This is a genomic window from Nocardia sp. 149-1B (assembly GCF_057747975.1).
This window is the reverse complement of record NZ_CM173233.1, coordinates 3,006,038-3,021,263: the sequence shown is the minus strand read 5'-3', so window position 1 is coordinate 3,021,263 and position 15,226 is coordinate 3,006,038. Positions and strand designations below refer to the sequence as shown.

At 72.8% G+C, this 15,226-nt stretch carries 15 protein-coding genes and 1 tRNA gene; 8 read left to right on the top strand and 8 right to left on the bottom strand.

What is annotated here, in order from left to right; all coding sequences use genetic code 11:
• The first annotated feature begins 3 nt into the window (after positions 1–3).
• Both AC3ANS_RS14465 and AC3ANS_RS14460 read left to right on the top strand, forming a co-directional pair.
• Positions 4–76: transfer RNA gene (locus tag AC3ANS_RS14465), tRNA-Ala, on the top strand.
• Positions 77–386: 310 nt separating this feature from the next.
• Positions 387–872 carry a hypothetical protein gene (locus AC3ANS_RS14460; protein WP_488292282.1) on the top strand — a complete coding sequence of 162 codons (486 nt, stop codon included), beginning with the start codon at positions 387–389 and terminating at the stop codon, positions 870–872.
• A 9-nt stretch (positions 873–881) separates the two neighbouring features.
• On the opposite strand, the gene AC3ANS_RS14455 is transcribed toward AC3ANS_RS14460, so the two are convergent.
• Positions 882–1,142 carry a GlsB/YeaQ/YmgE family stress response membrane protein gene (locus AC3ANS_RS14455; protein WP_488292281.1) on the bottom strand — a complete coding sequence of 87 codons (261 nt, stop codon included), beginning with the start codon at positions 1,140–1,142 and terminating at the stop codon, positions 882–884.
• A gap of 93 nt (positions 1,143–1,235) precedes the next feature.
• Here AC3ANS_RS14455 and AC3ANS_RS14450 point away from each other — a divergent pair, with 93 nt between their 5' ends.
• Entirely contained in the window at positions 1,236–2,375 is a 1,140-nt protein-coding gene (locus tag AC3ANS_RS14450; protein ID WP_488292280.1) for a cytochrome P450, read from the top strand.
• Here AC3ANS_RS14450 and AC3ANS_RS14445 read toward each other — a convergent pair.
• From AC3ANS_RS14445 to AC3ANS_RS14425, 5 genes are read right to left on the bottom strand one after another with little or no spacing between them, the layout of a single operon-like run.
• Positions 2,372–3,064: a hypothetical protein gene (locus AC3ANS_RS14445; protein ID WP_488292279.1), complete on the bottom strand. Its 693-nt coding sequence runs from the start codon at positions 3,062–3,064 to the stop codon at positions 2,372–2,374. The two genes, AC3ANS_RS14450 and AC3ANS_RS14445, sit on opposite strands and share 4 nt — an antisense overlap.
• On the bottom strand, positions 3,061–4,290 hold the full coding sequence (locus AC3ANS_RS14440) for an NRAMP family divalent metal transporter (protein WP_488292278.1): 1,230 nt from the start codon (positions 4,288–4,290) through the stop codon (positions 3,061–3,063). The genes AC3ANS_RS14445 and AC3ANS_RS14440 overlap by 4 nt, the downstream gene beginning before the upstream one ends.
• Positions 4,287–4,739, bottom strand: a complete 453-nt coding sequence (locus tag AC3ANS_RS14435) for a hypothetical protein (RefSeq protein ID WP_488292277.1) — start codon at positions 4,737–4,739, stop codon at positions 4,287–4,289. The genes AC3ANS_RS14440 and AC3ANS_RS14435 overlap by 4 nt, the downstream gene beginning before the upstream one ends.
• A 60-nt stretch (positions 4,740–4,799) precedes the next feature.
• Positions 4,800–6,296: an MFS transporter gene (locus AC3ANS_RS14430; protein ID WP_488292276.1), complete on the bottom strand. Its 1,497-nt coding sequence runs from the start codon at positions 6,294–6,296 to the stop codon at positions 4,800–4,802.
• Complete coding sequence (locus AC3ANS_RS14425; RefSeq protein ID WP_488292275.1) at positions 6,293–6,781, bottom strand: MarR family winged helix-turn-helix transcriptional regulator; 489 nt, start codon at positions 6,779–6,781, stop codon at positions 6,293–6,295. The genes AC3ANS_RS14430 and AC3ANS_RS14425 overlap by 4 nt, the downstream gene beginning before the upstream one ends.
• Before the next feature lie 155 nt (positions 6,782–6,936).
• Between AC3ANS_RS14425 and AC3ANS_RS14420 the strand changes: the two genes are divergently transcribed.
• The 3 genes from AC3ANS_RS14420 to AC3ANS_RS14410 are packed head-to-tail and all read left to right on the top strand — an operon-like array spanning position 6,937 to position 10,662.
• Complete coding sequence (locus AC3ANS_RS14420) at positions 6,937–8,598, top strand: acyl-CoA synthetase (protein WP_488292274.1); 1,662 nt, start codon at positions 6,937–6,939, stop codon at positions 8,596–8,598.
• Between the two features lie 40 nt (positions 8,599–8,638).
• A complete protein-coding gene (locus tag AC3ANS_RS14415; protein WP_488292273.1) occupies positions 8,639–9,322 on the top strand; it encodes an HAD family hydrolase in 684 nt (227 codons plus the stop codon).
• Positions 9,319–10,662, top strand: a complete 1,344-nt coding sequence (locus tag AC3ANS_RS14410; protein WP_488292272.1) for an MFS transporter — start codon at positions 9,319–9,321, stop codon at positions 10,660–10,662. The genes AC3ANS_RS14415 and AC3ANS_RS14410 overlap by 4 nt, the downstream gene beginning before the upstream one ends.
• Positions 10,663–10,696: 34 nt before the next feature.
• On the opposite strand, the gene AC3ANS_RS14405 is transcribed toward AC3ANS_RS14410, so the two are convergent.
• Both AC3ANS_RS14405 and AC3ANS_RS14400 read right to left on the bottom strand, forming a co-directional pair.
• The gene (locus tag AC3ANS_RS14405) at positions 10,697–11,251 is read right to left on the bottom strand and encodes a hypothetical protein (protein ID WP_488292271.1); all 555 of its coding nucleotides are present in this window, start codon (positions 11,249–11,251) and stop codon (positions 10,697–10,699) included.
• A 124-nt stretch (positions 11,252–11,375) separates the two neighbouring features.
• A complete protein-coding gene (locus AC3ANS_RS14400; RefSeq protein WP_488292270.1) occupies positions 11,376–12,839 on the bottom strand; it encodes a flavin-containing monooxygenase in 1,464 nt (487 codons plus the stop codon).
• Positions 12,840–12,986: 147 nt separating this feature from the next.
• On the opposite strand from AC3ANS_RS14400, the gene AC3ANS_RS14395 reads away from it, so the two are divergent.
• Both AC3ANS_RS14395 and AC3ANS_RS14390 read left to right on the top strand, forming a co-directional pair.
• Positions 12,987–14,486, top strand: a complete 1,500-nt coding sequence (locus AC3ANS_RS14395; RefSeq protein ID WP_488292269.1) for an alkaline phosphatase — start codon at positions 12,987–12,989, stop codon at positions 14,484–14,486.
• A gap of 85 nt (positions 14,487–14,571) precedes the next feature.
• Complete coding sequence (locus AC3ANS_RS14390) at positions 14,572–15,117, top strand: hypothetical protein (protein ID WP_488292268.1); 546 nt, start codon at positions 14,572–14,574, stop codon at positions 15,115–15,117.
• Positions 15,118–15,226 lie beyond the last annotated feature (109 nt).

The following is a 15,226-nucleotide window of genomic DNA, read 5'->3' as shown; positions in this document are numbered from 1 at the left end:
AATGGGGCTGTGGCGCAGCTGGTAGCGCATCTGCATGGCATGCAGAGGGTCAGGGGTTCGAGTCCCCTCAGCTCCACACGAGAGAAGGGCCGGTTCACAGCGCAGTGCGCTGTGAACCGGCCCTTCGAGCGTGTGGACCGAGCCGAGTCGGCGATCGCCGCGAGCGAGCCTCGACCAGCGCCCACGCCCGGCGCGCACGGAGTCCGCGGTGGGGTGGGTGCGCGTGCAGATGCGCCGACTCGGCCCCCGGCCGGCGTGCAGATGCGCCGACTCGGCCCCCGGCCGGCGTGCAGATGCGCCGAGTCGGCGCTGCGAATGGTCTAGGCCCTTGTCGGTTATCTCGGATCGCTCCGTGACCCGGGCGCGGGGAGCGGCGTTGAGGGCACATGAACCCCGACAACCGGTCGACGGGCGTGACCGTCGAGGAGCACCAGGTCCTGTGGTCGATGCAGACCGGAGACGGCGCGAGCGTGGCCGTCTGCGGTCAGCGTCACGGACAGCAGCTGTGGCTCGAGCGGCGTGAGCGCGACCCGGAGGTGCGGCTGCGTCAGTCCCGGGACGTGATGTCCGAGGCCTGCCTGCACTGCGGGTGGTGCGGAGAGCTCGTCGCGGCGCCGCTGCGCTGCACGTTGCACGCGGGGCGGGACTGCCCGGAGTTCGACGCGCTGTCGGCCGAGTCGGTGCAGGGGGCCGTCGCGGTGGTCACCGCCTGGACCGGGGCGGCGGTCCTGCCGGAGGCGTTCTGGGACCACCTGCCGTCGGTGGCCGGTGTCGCGCGAGCCCGGGGCCGGCTGGAGGAGCGGGCCCTCGCGGAGCTGATGTGGAGCCTGCGGGACGTGTGGCTGACCAACGGCAGCCACCGGGCGGCGTAGCTCCGCGGGTCAGACCCGGGCGCGGTCCTTGCCGGCGACGGCCTCGGCGACCCCGATGAGCAGGACGGCGGCGATGACCGCCAGGACGAAGCCGAGCACGTTGAGCTCCCAGATGCTGCCGGTGCCGAGCGCGGATGCGATCAGGCCGCCGATGAGCGAGCCGACCAGGCCGAGGCCGAGGGTCGCGAGGATGCCGAGGTTCTGCCGGCCGGGCTTGATGAGGCGCGCGAGCGCTCCGATGATCAAGCCGGCGATGAGGAAACCGATCATGGTTCGACAGTAGCCCTCGGCAGGCGAGCCGAAACGCCGCTGAGCGCCGCCGGTAGCGTGGGTCGCCGGACCGAGGAGAGAGCGAGAGCTGCCGTGGGCGAGCCGGTCGAGGTCGACACCGGTCAGGCGGACCAGCGCGAGGTGTACGACGCGCTGCGGGCCAGGTGCCCCGTGGCGCACGAGGGCGGCTCCTGGGTGGCGCTGCGGCACGCGGAGGTGGTCGCCGCGGCGGCCGACCCGGCGACGTACTCCAGCGCCGTCAGCAGCCGCCGGGCGATCCCCAACAGCCTGGACGGGGCGGAGCACAAGGCGTACCGCGCGGTCGTCGACCGCTACCTGACGCCCGAGCGGGTCGCCCGGGAGGAGCCGCAGTGCCGTGACCACGCAGCGGCGATCGTCGCGGCGCTGCCCCGGGACGCGACGGTGAAGACCATCGGGCAGATCGGCGTGCCGTACGCCGTCCGCTCGCAGTCGGCGTGGCTCGGCTGGCCGCCCGAGCTCGAGGCCGAGCTGGTCGCCTGGATGCAGGACAACCACGCCGCCACCAGGTCGGGGGACCGGGCTCGCACCGCCGAGGTGGCCGAGCGGTTCGACCGGCTGATCCGCACCCTGCTCGAGGCTCGCCGGGGCCGCCCCGTCACCGACGTCACCGGCGAGCTGCTGGCCGACAGCGTCGACGGTGTGCAGCTGAGCGACGAGGAGGTGGTCTCGATCCTGCGCAACTGGACCGCCGGGGACCTCGGCTCGCTGGCCACGTCGGTCGGCGTGATCGTGCACTTCCTCGCCACCCACCCGGCCGTCCAGCGGGAGGTGCGTGCCCTGGTCGAGGCCGGTGACCGGGCCGCCGTCGAGACCGCGGTCGAGGAGATCCTGCGCATCGACGACCCGTTCGTCGCCAACCGACGCGTGACCACCCGCGAGGTCGAGCTGGGTGGTGAGCAGATCCCCGCCGGTGGTCGCGTGCTGCTGAACTGGACGGCCGCCAACCGGGACCCCGAGGTGTTCGGCGACCCCGACGAGTACGACCCCGTCGGCCACGCCGCCGCCAACCTGGTGTTCGGCATCGGCCCGCACGTCTGTCCCGGACGCGACCTGACGCTGATGGAGCTGCGGGTGGTCGTCGAGGAGTTGCTGGCCGCGACGCAGTGGATCGAGCCGGCACCGGACCGGCCGGCGGTGCGCGAGACCCCGCCGGTCGGCGGTTGGGCGCGGGTGCCGGTCGTCCTGCGCTAGTCGAACGGGTGGCGCGGGGCCTCGGTAGGGCGCTCGCGCACGCGGACGGTCGCGTCGGCCCAGGAGATCTCGGCGGCCTCGGCGCCGACGATCACCGTGTGCCGGTGCAGGCGGCGTACGACGCTCCGCACCAGCCAGGGGCCCTGGTCGCTGCGCCGGTCGTAGCCGAGCAGCGAGCCGGGCCGCCCGCGTCCGACGATCAGCGAGCAGAGCACCAGCGAGCCGTCGTCGTGCGGCTCGAACCGGGCGTCGAGCACCCGGCCGATCCGCTCGTCGGCGGGGCCGAGCACGTCCATCCCGGTGAGCCGGCCGAGCCGGTGGCCCTCGCGGTCGCGGCGGAGCACGCCGTCGCGGCGTACGGACAGGTGCACGGCGCTGTCGAGGCGCTCGACGTCCGCGATGTCGATGCGCCAGGGCCGGGAGCGGTGCGGCTCGGAGACCTTGAGCTGGGTCCACTTCGCCACCAGCGCGCCGCCGAGCCGGCCGCCGAGGCGCGACAGCAGGGCGGCCGGGCCGGTGAGGACCGCGGTGATCGCGAGGTCGTCGCCGACCTGGGTGAGCTCGACGTCGTCGACCTTGCCGAGCAGATGGCCGTCGCAGTCGATGAGCTGCCGGTCGAGCAGGTGCAGGGCGCCGTCGATCGTCTGCTCGAGGCGGTTCTCACGGGGTGTCCCGGTGCGCGCGGTCACTGGCCCATCCTCGTCCAGATCATCAGGGGGAGCGCCGCGACCGCGGCGACCACGATCACGACCAGGTAGACGCTGCCCAGCCCGTTGGCGAGCCGGCCGTTGACGTGCTCGCCCATGTAGTCGGGGTCGTTGGCCACCACCAGGATGGGGAGGTAGGTCAGTGGCAGCGCGACCGCGGAGAACACCACCGACACCTCCGTCACCAGGATCGGGTCGACGGCCGTCATCAGGAACGCCGTCGCGGCGAGCGTCGCCAGGACCAGCATCGCGTGGAAGGCGGTCGCCTGGCTGGGGCGCACGTACTTGCCCCACTGGGCGCCGAAGTACTGGGCGATGCTGTAGCCCACGCTGAGCCCGGTCTCGCAGGCCGCCCCGAAGGTCGCGGCGACGAAGCCGAGGATCGCGACCGCGAGGCCGACCTTGCCGAGCGCGGCCGCCACCGGGAGACCCACCTGGCCGAGACTGTCGACGGTGATGTTCAAAGGGCCGAGCACCACCCAGGCGCTGCCGGCGATCGCGAACGACAGCAGCCCGCCGAGCGGGAAGCCGATGAACACGTTGGCGCGCATCGTGGGGATGTCCTCGGGGGTCCAGTGCTCCTCGACGCCGCCGGAGGAGAAGAAGAACACCTCGTACGGCGTCATCGCCGCGCCGAAGAGCGCCACCGCGTAGTAGGCGAACGTGCTCCACTCCTCGTCGGCGGGCTTGTGCGCGGCCGCGGCCTGGTGGGCCAGGGCACCCCAGTCGGGGCCGAGCTGCCACAGGCCGACGGCGAACACGATCAGCGCGAGGCCGAGCAGGCCCAGCACGTTCTCGATCGCGCTGAACTTGGCGCGCCAGAGCAGCAGCCAGACGAAGAAGCCGACGACCGGCACGATCAGCAGCAGGTGGACCGAGGCGACCAGCTGGAGCGAGAGAGCGACGCCGCCGATCTCGGCGACGAACGTCAGGAACGTGATCAGCATCGAGGCGACCAGGTTGAGCATCCCGAGACGCGGCCCCAGCCGCTCGCGCACCAGGTCGAAGGTGGCCCGCCCACTGACCGCCGCGACCCGCCCGGACATCTCCGCGAACACGCAGATGCCGAGGACCCCCACGAGCACGACCCAGGAGAGGGAGAGGCCGAAGCGGGCGCCGACCTGGGCGTTGGTGACCAGGTCGCCGATGTCGACGAACCCGCCGATTGCGGTGAGGATGCCGAGCGCGACGGCGAAGTACTTCTTCACCTCAGGCCCTTCGCCGCGTCGGTGAGCTTGCGCTCGAGCTGGACGAGCTGGTCGTGGAGGCGGGGGTAGGCGCTGGTGTCGCGTCGCACGATCGCGATCCGCACCTTGCTGAGCAGGTCGGACGCGTCGGACATCAGGCCGGTCACGCGGTCGTACGTCGCGTCGTCGGCCGGCTCGGGCTGCTCGCCGCCGAACGTGGCCATGGTGGCGCCGACCGCCTCCTCGCTGTCCTGGGCGACGACCTGCTGGTACTTCCCGGGCACCTTGTCCTGCGCCTCGAGCCGCAGCAGCAGCCCGACTGTGGCGACCTCGCTGGCGGTGTCCTCGAGGGAGGTGCGCGCCTGGTCGGTCCAGGACGAGTGGTCGGGCGCCTGCGGGGCGCAGGCGGTGGCGAGGGCCACCACGAGCGTGGCCCCCACCGCAGCTCGGACACGCGCGGTCGACCTCACCCGCGGTCCGTACCCGAACGGGTGAGCAGTCAATCCATGGACTGTCGGTCTGCGCTGCGCTCAGCCGATGCGCTCCTTGGGGATCGTCAGGGCCAGCACCGCGGCGACGGTCGAGGCGGCCACGCACAGCACGAACAGCTCGCGGTACGCCGTCAACGAGGGCAGCTCGAACCCGCCCAGGCTGACCGTCGCGGCGGCCAGGATGCTACCGCCGATCGCGCTGGCCAGCGTCGTGCCGATGCTGCGAGCGAGGGTGTTGAGGCCGTTGGCGGCCGCGAGCTCGTGGACGGGCGTGTGCTCATTGATCAGCGTCGGCATCGCGGCGTACCCGATGCCGGTGCCGATGCCCAGCACGATACCGCCGACCACGACCCACCAGATCGAGCCGGTGAACGCGATCCGCACGACCCAGCTGAGAGCCACGATCGAGGCGCCGAGCGCCAGGGTCTGCGGGGCGCCGCGCCGCCGGATCAGCTGCGCGGCGACGGGGGCGAAGAACAGCATCATCAGCCCGCTGGGCAGCATCACCAGCCCGCTGACCAGGATCGAGGCCCCGAAGCCGTAGCCGGTCTCCTTCGGGGCCTGGACGTAGCCCGCCGTGCCGATCATCGAGGCGAAGAGCGCGAAGCCGAACAGGATCGAGGTCACGTTCGTCAGCACGATCGGGCGGCGGCGCAGCGCGACCAGGTCGACCAGCGGCTCGCGGATCCGGGTCTGCGACCAGCCGAAGACCACGAGCAGCACCGCCGAGAGCGCGAGCAGCCCGAGCACGCGGCCCGACCCCCAGCCCCAGCTCGCCGTCTGGGCCAGCGGGAGCAGCAGCGAGACGAGCGTCGCGCTGAGCAGCACGCCGCCGACCAGGTCGAGCCGGCCGCCGCTGCGGGTGGGCGCCTCGGGCACGACGAGGAGCACGGCGACCGTGGCGATCGCGCCACCGACCGCGGTGATCCAGAACAGCGCGTGGAAGTCGGCGTGCTCCGCGATCAGGCTGGCGACGGGCAGCGCCAGTGCGCCGCCGACGCCGAGCATCGCGCTGATCACGGCGACCGCCGCGCCGACCCGCTCGCGCGGCAGCGTGGAGCTGAGCAGGCTGATGCCCAGCGGGATCGTGGCCATCGAGGCACCCTGGACCGCGCGCCCGACGATCAGCAGCGCGATGTCGCTGGTGAAGCAGGTGATCAGCGACCCGACCACGAGCATCGACAGGGCGACCAGCATCATCCGGCGCTTGCCGAACATGTCGCCGAGTCGGCCGAAGATGGGTACGGCGACCGCACCGACCAGCAGCGTGGAGGTCAGCAGCCACTCCACGTTGCTGGCGGAGGTGTCGAGCGTCGCCGGCAGCGTGGCCAGCACCGGGATCAGCAGCGCCTGCGTCAGCGAGACCGCCAGCGCGGCGAACCCGACCACGAACAGCTCCAGGCGCGCGCGACGCGACGAGGTGTGCGCGGCGACCTCGGCGTCGGTGGCGCCCTCGATCGGGTGACCCAGGTGATGGGTCTCGTGGTCCCCCTCAGGGTGGGCCGCGGGGGTGTCGGTCTCGGTGGAGTCGGTCATCGGTCCCTCGTATCGGGGTGGGAGTAGGTGATGGCGGCGGCGGTGGCCGCCAGGTCGTCGCGCTGGACGAACCGGCTGAGCAGTCGGACGAACGTCGTACGGTCCGAGGGCGACCAGTCCTGCAGGCCGTCGCGCAGCTTGCCGCGGCGCTCGACCTCGGCGTCGTCGAGCAGCTCGACCGCGCGCGGCGACAGCCGGACCACGGTGGCGCGGCCGTCGGTGCGGTCGGTCTCGCGCACCACCAGGTCGCGGCGCTCGAGGTCGTCGACGTGCCGGGTGACCGTGGTGGAGTCCAGGCGCAGCTGCACCGCGAGGTCCTTGACCCGCAGCGGGCCGAGCCGGCGGAGCTTGAACAGTGCCTTGACCGGGCCCCGGCCCAGACCGGGGGAGAGGGTCTCGGCGAAGTCGGCGAGGTAGATGTCGCCGTGCAGGGTCAGCTCCGTGAAGGCCTCGTGCAGCACGTCCTCGAGACGTTCGTGGGGCATCGTGACCTCCGGAGATAGGTGTACTGGTACACCGATACGTGACCGGGACACCGTACGTGTTCGGGGGCCGCTCCGCTCGTCAGCGAGCTGTGGTCCACGTCACGCCCAGCGGCTACGATCCACCGGACAAGAACCCGTTCTAGTGAGGCGGCACGATGCCCGGACCCGGCCCGGACGGCTTCAACCTCTCCGAGGTCTTCGCGACCGTCGCGCGCGCGGTGCCCGACCAGGAGGTGCTGGTCTGGCGCGACCGGCGGCTGACGTACGCCGAGCTGGACGCGCGCATCGACGGGCTCGCCCACGCGCTGGTGACGCACGGGCTCGGCTGCCACACCGAGCGTGGTGACCTGGCCGGTCACGAGTCGGGCCAGGACCACGTGGGGCTGTACCTGCGCAACGGCAACGAGTACCTCGAGGCGATGGTGGCGGGCTACCGCGCGCGGGTGGCGCCGTTCAACGTCAACTACCGCTACGTGACCGACGAGCTGCTCTACCTGCTGACCGACGCCCGCACCCGGGCCCTCGTCTACCACGCCGAGTTCGCGCCGCAGGTCGCCGCGATCCGCGATCGGCTGCCGGACCTCGAGCTGCTGGTCCAGGTCGCGGACGAGTCCGGCCACGACCTGCTGCCGGGTGCCCTGGACTACGAGTCGCTGCTGTGGACCTCGGCCCCCGCGACCGGGATGCCCGTGCCGAGTGGCGACGACCTGTTCGTGCTCTACACCGGCGGGACCACCGGCATGCCCAAGGGCGTGCTGTGGCGCAACGACGACATCTACGTCACCTCGATGGGCGGGACGCCGTTCGGGACGACCGAGCCGTTCACGTCGTACGACGCCATCGCGGACGCCGCCCGCGCGGCCGGCGGCGGGCTGACGTTGCTGATGGTCCCGCCGTTCATGCACGGCGCCGCGCAGTGGTCGACGTTCCACACGATCACCGGCGGCGGGCGGATCGTGCTGCCGGACGACGTGCACCGCTTCGACCCCGCGGACGCGCTGCGCGTGGCCGTGCGCGAGCGGGTCGTGAGCATCCCCGTGGTGGGCGACGCGGTGGCGCGCCCGCTCGTGGAGGAGATCGAGCGCGGCGACTACGACCTGTCCGGCCTCGCCGCGGTCAACAACGGCAGTGCGCCGCTGACGCCCGGTGTCCGCGCGCGGCTGCTCGAGGCCCTGCCGCACATCCTGGTGATGGACGCCGCCGGGGCCTCGGAGACCGGCCTGCAGATGAGCTCGATGTCGGCCAAGGGCATGGAGGCCGAGACCGCCACCTTCACCCCGGTGGCGGCCACGACGGTCGTCGACGACCTGTTCACGCGAGTGCTCGAGCCCGGCGAGGGCGGCGGCTGGCTCGCGCAGCGCGGCCGGGTCCCGCTGGGCTACCTCGGCGACCCCGACAAGACCGCGCGGACGTTCCCGGTCATCGACGGCGTCCGGTTCGCGATCCCCGGCGACCGGGCCCGCTACCTCGACGACGGGCGGATCGAGCTGCTCGGCCGCGACGGGGTCACGATCAACTCCGGCGGCGAGAAGATCTTCGTCGAGGAGGTGGAGCGGGCCCTCGCCGGGCACCCCGACGTCCGCGACGTGGTCGTGGTCGGCCGCCCCTCCGAGCGCTGGGGCAGCGAGCCCGTGGCTGTGGTGCAGCTGGCCGAGGACAGCACCGCCACCGACGCCGAGCTGCTCGCCGAGGCCGGTCGTCACGTGGCCCGCTACAAGATCCCGAAGGCGGTCATCCGGGTGCCCCGGGTGGAGCGGTCTCCCTCCGGCAAGGCGGACTACCGCTGGGCGCGTGCGCAGGCGGTCGCGGGCGTCTGAGCAGGGGCATGCTCGCCGTCCCACCGGGAACCGTCGGTGCATGGCCTCCCCAGACACTGCCGGGTTCGACACCGTCGTCTTCGACATCGACGGCACCCTGCTCGACTCCAACTACCACCACGCGCTGGCATGGTCGCGGGCGTTCGAGCAGGTGCTGGACCGGCACGTCCCGATCTCGGCGATCCACCGTCACATCGGCATGGGCGGCGACCGGCTCGTGGCCGCGGTGGCCGGTGACGACGCCGAGGAGCGGCACGGCGACGAGCTGCGCGAGCGGTGGGAGAAGGAGTACGACCAGCTCATCGACCAGACCCAGCTCTTCGACCAGGCACGCGAGCTGCTCGCCGCGGTCGGCCGGGCCGGGTTGAAGGTCGTGATCGCGAGCTCGAGCATCCCCAAGCACGCCGAGCGCCCGCTGGAGCTCCTCCGGGCCGACGAGCACTCCGACGACTGGACGACCAGCGAGGACGCCGAGGAGTCCAAGCCCGACCCCGAGCTGCTCGACGAGGCCCTGCAGAAGGTCGGCGGCGGCCGTGCGGTGATGGTGGGCGACGCGGTGTGGGACGTCGAGGCCGCCAACCGGCAGGGCATCCCCACGATCGGGCTGCTGTCCGGAGGCTACGGCCGTCAGGAGCTGCTCGACGCCGGGGCGGTCGCGGTGTACGCCGACCCCACCGACCTGCTCGCCCATCTCGACGAGGCGCTGGAGGCTGCCGGGCGGTGAGGCCCTCGGCCCGGGTCGTCCTGCTGGCGCTCTGCGCCGGCTACTTCCTCGTGCTCCTGGACGTCACGATCGTGAACGTCGCGCTGCCGTCCCTGGGGGACGGTCTCGGAGTCGGGCTGGCCGGCCTGCAGTGGGTCGTCGACGGCTACGCGGTCGCGCTCGCCGCGGTCCTCCTGGCCGGTGGGACCGCCGGCGACGTCCTCGGCCACCGCGGCGTCGTGCTGAGCGGCCTCGCGGTGTTCGGGACGGCGTCCTTGGCGTGCGGGCTGGCCCCGTCGGTCGCCGCCTTGGTCGCCGCGCGGGTGGCACAGGGTGTCGGAGCGGCCCTGCTGCTGCCGGGGACCTTGGCGCTGATCGGGGACGCCGTACCGGAGCGCGCCGCGCAGGCCCGGGCGATCGGAGTGTGGGCGGCGGTCGGGAGCACGGCGCTGCCCGCCGGCCCCCTGCTCGGGGGTGTGCTCGTGCAGTGGGTGTCCTGGCGGGCGGTGTTCCTCGTCAACCTCCCGGTGGTGGCCGCTGTCGCGGTCGTGGTCGCCCGCGGCGTGCCGCCCACCGAACGTTCGGCAGGCCGTCGCGTGGACGTGATCGGGTCCCTCCTGGCCGGGTCGGCGCTCGCGGCGGTGGTCTTCACCGCCGTCGAGAGCGGTGCAGGGGCGGGCGCGCCGATGCTCGCCGGTGGAGCGACCCTGGCGTTGGCCGCCGCGGTCGCGTTCGTGCTCGTGGAGCGCCGCGTGCCGGACCCGATGCTGCCGCTGGACCTCGTGCGCCGTCCGGCGTTCGTGGTCGCGAACGGCGTCGCCGCGGTGATGAACCTGGCGACGTTGGGCATGCTCTTCGTGACGACGCTCCTGCTCCAGGGCGTCCAGGGCCGCTCACCGCTGGTCGCCGGTGTGGTGCTGCTGCCGCTCTTCGCGCCGCTGTCGCTGCTGGCGCCGGTCACGGGCCGGATCACGGCTCGCGTGGGTCCGCGGCCGCCGATGCTCGCCGGGCTCGTCGTGGCGGCCGCCGGCTTCGTGGCCCTCCTCACCGTGGACGACCGGACGTCGTACGCCGGCGTGGCCGTGCCCCTGCTGCTCTGGGGTGTCGGGCTCGGCCTGCTCACCCCCGCGGTGGTGGCGGCCGCGCTCGCGGCGGTCGAACCGGACCGTTCCGGGCTCGCGTCCGGGGTGAACAACACGGCGCGGCAGGCTGCCGGCGCGATCGGCATCGCGGTCTACGGCGCCGTGGCCGGTCCACCCGGACACGCCGGCCGGTTCGTCGGCGGCATGCACGGGCTCGCCGTCGTGTCCGCGGCGCTGTTCCTCGCTGCCGCCGCTGTGGTCGGTCGCCGCGAACGGTAGCCGGCGGGCACCCGGGCCCGCCGGCCCAGGGCGATCAGTCGCTGATCGAGATCGTCCAGTAGCTGTCGGCGGGGGCGCCGGCCGCGTCGAAGCAGCTGACGTTCACCGCGGTGTCTCCCCAGGAGCCCACCGTGCACCAGGTGGGGCTGCCGCCGTAGCCCGAGACGACCACGTTCCCGCCGTTCAGGCTCAGCCCCGCGAAGGTGATCGTGTAGCTGCCGGCGCTGTGGTGCACCACGGTGACCGCACCGCCCGAGCGGTTGTAGGTGTAGCCGTTGTTCGTCAGGTCGCCGTTCGCGCTCGGGGAGCTGTTCCACGCGTAAGCGCGGACGATCCCCAGGTTGCCCTGACCGAACAGGCCCGGCCGGTCGATCGCGCCGTCGGCGAGGTCGCCGCCGGCGATCCCGCCGTCCCTGACGTCGGCGCCGGTGACGCCGCCGTCCTTGAGGTCGACGCTCTTCACGGAGCTGTTGACGATCTGCCGCGAGGCGACGGAGTTGGCCGGCACCATGGTCGCCGCGACCGCGGCACCGCCGCCACCGATGGCGATGACCAGGGCCGTCGTGCTGGCGACGTTGGCGTAGGTCATCCGTGTCTTGAGCCTGCTGAACATGAGGGTCCGCCGTTCTGGAGGGAGTGGAACCCCGCCAGCAAAGACCTGATCCCCGGGTGCCGCCTGACGCGGACGGACAGCGACTACCGGCCCGTCGTGACTATTGCCCGGAGGCCCGGCCGACCTCTTCGAGCTCGCTCCAGTCGACGGTCGCGGTGCGTCGCTTGTACTCGGTGACGAGGCCCGGCCAGTTCGTGGTGATCCGGCTGCCGTCGACGTACCAGCTGTCGCACGCGGCCCAGACGCTGTCGCCCAGCCGGCCCTGCATCTCGCGGTCGTAGTCGTCCCACACCTCGCGCCGGACGGCGACCCGGCGCGCGGCGCCGTCGGCGACCCGGCGGGCGACCTGAGCGATCCAGCCCGCCTGCGCCTCCATCATCCCGATGATCGAGCTGCCGCCGAGATTGGTGTTGGGGCCGTAGATGCAGAACAGGTTGGGGAACCCGGGCACGGTGATCCCCAGGTGGGCGCGGGCTCCGTCGGCCCAGACCTCCTTGAGCGACACCCCGCCCGCGCCACGGACGTCGATGCCGGCGAGGAAGTCGGTCGCGGCGAAACCGGTGCCCCAGATCAGCACGTCGGCCGGGTGCAGCTCGCCGTCGGCGGTGCGCACCCCGTCGGACTCGATGCCGGTGATCCGGCCGGTGACCACGTCGACGTGGTCGCGATCGAGCGCGGGGTACCAGTCGTTGGAGAACAGCAGCCGCTTGCACCCGATCGGGTAGTCGGGGACCAGCTTGCGGCGCAGCTCGGGATCGCGCACCTGGCGGCGCAGCTGCAGCCGCCATGCGGTGCGCAGTGCCGCGATCATCGGCCGGGTGATGGGTGACTCGCCTGCCAGGGCGCCGTTGAGCCGCTCGGTGAGCCAGTACACGAAGCGCCGCTCGCCGGCCGGGATCGCCGGGAGCCGGTGGAAGAGCCGGTGGTGGCGCGGAGAGTAGCCCTGGTCGGGCTTCGGGACGACGTACGGCGCAGACCGCTGGAAGACCGTGATCGCGCCGACCCGGTCCACGATGCCCGGCACGAACTGGATCGCGCTCGCGCCGGTGCCGATGACCGCGACGCGCTTGCCGCTCAGGTCGACGTCGTGGCGCCACTGCGCGGAGTGGAAGGCCGGCCCGGCGAACGTCGACGCGCCGGGCAGGGTCGGCACCACGGGCTTGGAGAGCTGCCCGACCGCCGGGATGACCATGTCGGCGGTGAACGTGCCGGTGTTGGTGACCACCTGCCAGGTCGATGCGGCGTCGTCGTACTCGATCGCGGAGACCTCCACGCCCGTGCGCACCAGCTCGAGCAGGCCGTCGGCGGCGGCCGTGCGCCGGATGTAGTCGAGGATCTCGGGCTGGGGGGAGTAGCGGCGGCCCCAGTCGGGGTTGGTCGCCCACGACCAGGAGTAGAGCGGCGAGGGCACGTCGCAGGCGGCGCCGGGATAGGTGTTGTCCCGCCACACCCCGCCGACCTCGTCGGACCGCTCCAGGATCGTGACGTCGCTGACGCCCGCCTGCCTCAAGGCGTGGGCGACGCCCAACCCGCCGAATCCAGCACCGATGACCACCACGCGCATGGCCCGAACCGTAGCGGTCCCGGCCGTCTCCGGCCGTTCACGTCCACGTCACGCCCGCAGCACGCGCGCGGCCCCGGCCGACCACCTGCACTCCCTAGCCTCCGCGAGGGCGCACCCGGCGCCCCTCACCGGAAGGACCACACTCTGATGCGGAGACCCGCACGCAGCACGTCGTTCGTGCTCGCGCTCGCCGTCGCCTCGAGCGTCATCGGCACCCTGGGCGTCGCGAACGCGACCGACGTCCGCGCCTCGGACAAGCCGAAGAACAACGACATCAAGAACGTCATCTACCTCCTGGGCGACGGCATGGGCCGCACCCACGTCACCGCGGCTCGCGAGCGCTACTACGGCGCCGACGGCAAGCTGGTCATGGAGACCCTCCCCGCCGTCGGGCAGGTGAGCACGTACGCCGTCCAGCCGATGTCGGGCCAGCCCGGCTCGGCCGACTTCGCGCCCAACTATGTGACCGACTCCGCCTCCGCGGCCACCGCCTGGTCCTCCGGGGTCAAGACCTACAACGCCGCCCTGGGCGTGGACGCCAAGGGCGCCGTCGTCCCGACGCTGATGGAGTACGCGAAGAAGGCCGGCCTGCGGACCGGCAACGTCTCCACCGCGGAGATCACCGACGCGACACCCGCCGGGCAGATGAGCCACGCGCTGCTGCGCGGTTGCCAGGGCCCGGCGTACTCCGACGCGGCCTGCCAGAACACGGCGATCACCGGGTCGGCTCTGCCGACCTCGGACATCCGCGTGACGCCGATCGCCGACCAGATCGCCCGCAACGGCACCGCGGACGTGATCCTCGGCGGCGGCCTGTCGCGCTTCGACGCCGACGACGAGGCGGCGCTGAAGAGCCAGGGCTACACCGTGCTCGGGTCCCCGGCCACGCAGAAGGTGGCCACCCGCGGCGACCTCGCCGCGACCAAGTCCCCGAAGGTCTTCGGGCTCTTCAACCGGGGCAACCTCACGATCGAGAAGTACAAGCGGGAGCACCCCGCCTCGGTGCAGGCACTGGAGCCCTCGGTGGCGGAGATGACCCGCAAGGCCATCTCGCTCCTCTCGAGCGGGAACAGCAAGGGGTTCTACCTGCAGGTGGAGGGCGCGCTCATCGACAAGCGCTCGCACGCCAACGACGCGGCGCAGACCCTCGAGGAGACCAAGGCGTTCGACGAGGCGGTCCGGGTGGCCCGTGACTTCGCGGAGAAGGACGGCCACACCCTGGTCATCGTCACCGCCGACCACGAGTGCGCCGGCTTCAACATCATCGAGAAGGGCACCTACACCAACGCCGAGGCGGTCGCCCCGCCGGCGAACGTCGACAGCGGCAACACCGCCAACAACTCGACGCCCAGCCGTGCCTCCAGCGGCGCCAAGGACCCGGCCCGCTCCAGCGGCATCGTGAACGGCGCCGGCGTCAACGACGCGAAGAACTTCGCCCCCGCGACGTTCCGCACGCCCGACGACCCGGCGTCCGTCACCGACGGCTCGCCCGAGGCGAGCCTGTGGCTGAGCTACCTGTCCGGCAACCACACCGGCGCCGACGTGCCGGTCTTCGCCTACGGCAAGGGCTCGGACCAGCTCGCCCGCAGCATCGACAACACCGACCTGTTCGACATCGTCGGCCAGGCGCTGCACCTGACGTCCTGACCTCCAGGCGTCCAGCTCGCACGTGCGGGGGCCGGCCGGTCGCGGCCGGCCCCCGTCGGCGCACATCGATCAGGAGCATCCGCCCATGAGCACCACCCTCCGCCTCGCCGTCGCGGCGGCCGTCCTCGCCGCGACCGTCGCCGTCACCTGGCTGGCCGTCGGCGGCTCGGGGTCCGACGACCCGGCCGCCGGCGCCGCCGTACCGGACCCCGCCGCGGTCGCGCGCACCGCCCTGCCGGGACTCACGCCCGCCACGGGCGAGCCCGAGCTGCCCGGCCTCGCGGACGCGGCGCCCCGCCCCGGCACCGTCGGCACGGTCCCCGGACCCTTCGACGACCGTTTCACCCTCGACCGGCTGCGGCTGGGCGAGGGTGCGCTCAGCGGTCGCCTGCACGTGACGAGCGACGTCAGCGACGTGCTCGAGCTGCAGGTGCTCGCCGGGTTCTACGACGCGCGCGGGCACCTGCTCGGCACCGGCCGCGCGACGTACCACCTCGACGAGGCCACCGAGGACGTCGAGCACGAGGGAGTCCCCTCGGAGCTCGAGGAGTTCCGCATCGCCGTGCCGCACCGCTTCGCTCCGCGGGTCGTCTCGGCCGCCGTGGGCGTGCCGGTGCTCGTCAACGAGTGACTCGAGGCCGAGCGGGCGTCACTGTGACCACCGAGGCGGGGGAGGGGTATCCTGCCTGCATGTGGAGGACCCTGCTCCTTACCTAGCCGCGTCGAGCGCACCATCCCGA

What these genes read in the sequence shown, in the direction of transcription:
- AC3ANS_RS14425 (WP_488292275.1), bottom strand. Translation starts at nt 6,781, where the DNA reads ATGCCCCACGAACGTCTCGAGGACGTGCTGCACGAGGCCTTCACGGAG.
- AC3ANS_RS14420 (WP_488292274.1), top strand. Translation starts at nt 6,937, where the DNA reads ATGCCCGGACCCGGCCCGGACGGCTTCAACCTCTCCGAGGTCTTCGCG.
- AC3ANS_RS14395 (WP_488292269.1), top strand. Translation starts at nt 12,987, where the DNA reads ATGCGGAGACCCGCACGCAGCACGTCGTTCGTGCTCGCGCTCGCCGTC.
- AC3ANS_RS14415 (WP_488292273.1), top strand. Translation starts at nt 8,639, where the DNA reads ATGGCCTCCCCAGACACTGCCGGGTTCGACACCGTCGTCTTCGACATC.
- AC3ANS_RS14405 (WP_488292271.1), bottom strand. Translation starts at nt 11,251, where the DNA reads ATGACCTACGCCAACGTCGCCAGCACGACGGCCCTGGTCATCGCCATC.
- AC3ANS_RS14390 (WP_488292268.1), top strand. Translation starts at nt 14,572, where the DNA reads ATGAGCACCACCCTCCGCCTCGCCGTCGCGGCGGCCGTCCTCGCCGCG.
- AC3ANS_RS14430 (WP_488292276.1), bottom strand. Translation starts at nt 6,296, where the DNA reads ATGACCGACTCCACCGAGACCGACACCCCCGCGGCCCACCCTGAGGGG.
- AC3ANS_RS14455 (WP_488292281.1), bottom strand. Translation starts at nt 1,142, where the DNA reads ATGATCGGTTTCCTCATCGCCGGCTTGATCATCGGAGCGCTCGCGCGC.
- AC3ANS_RS14400 (WP_488292270.1), bottom strand. Translation starts at nt 12,839, where the DNA reads ATGCGCGTGGTGGTCATCGGTGCTGGATTCGGCGGGTTGGGCGTCGCC.
- AC3ANS_RS14460 (WP_488292282.1), top strand. Translation starts at nt 387, where the DNA reads ATGAACCCCGACAACCGGTCGACGGGCGTGACCGTCGAGGAGCACCAG.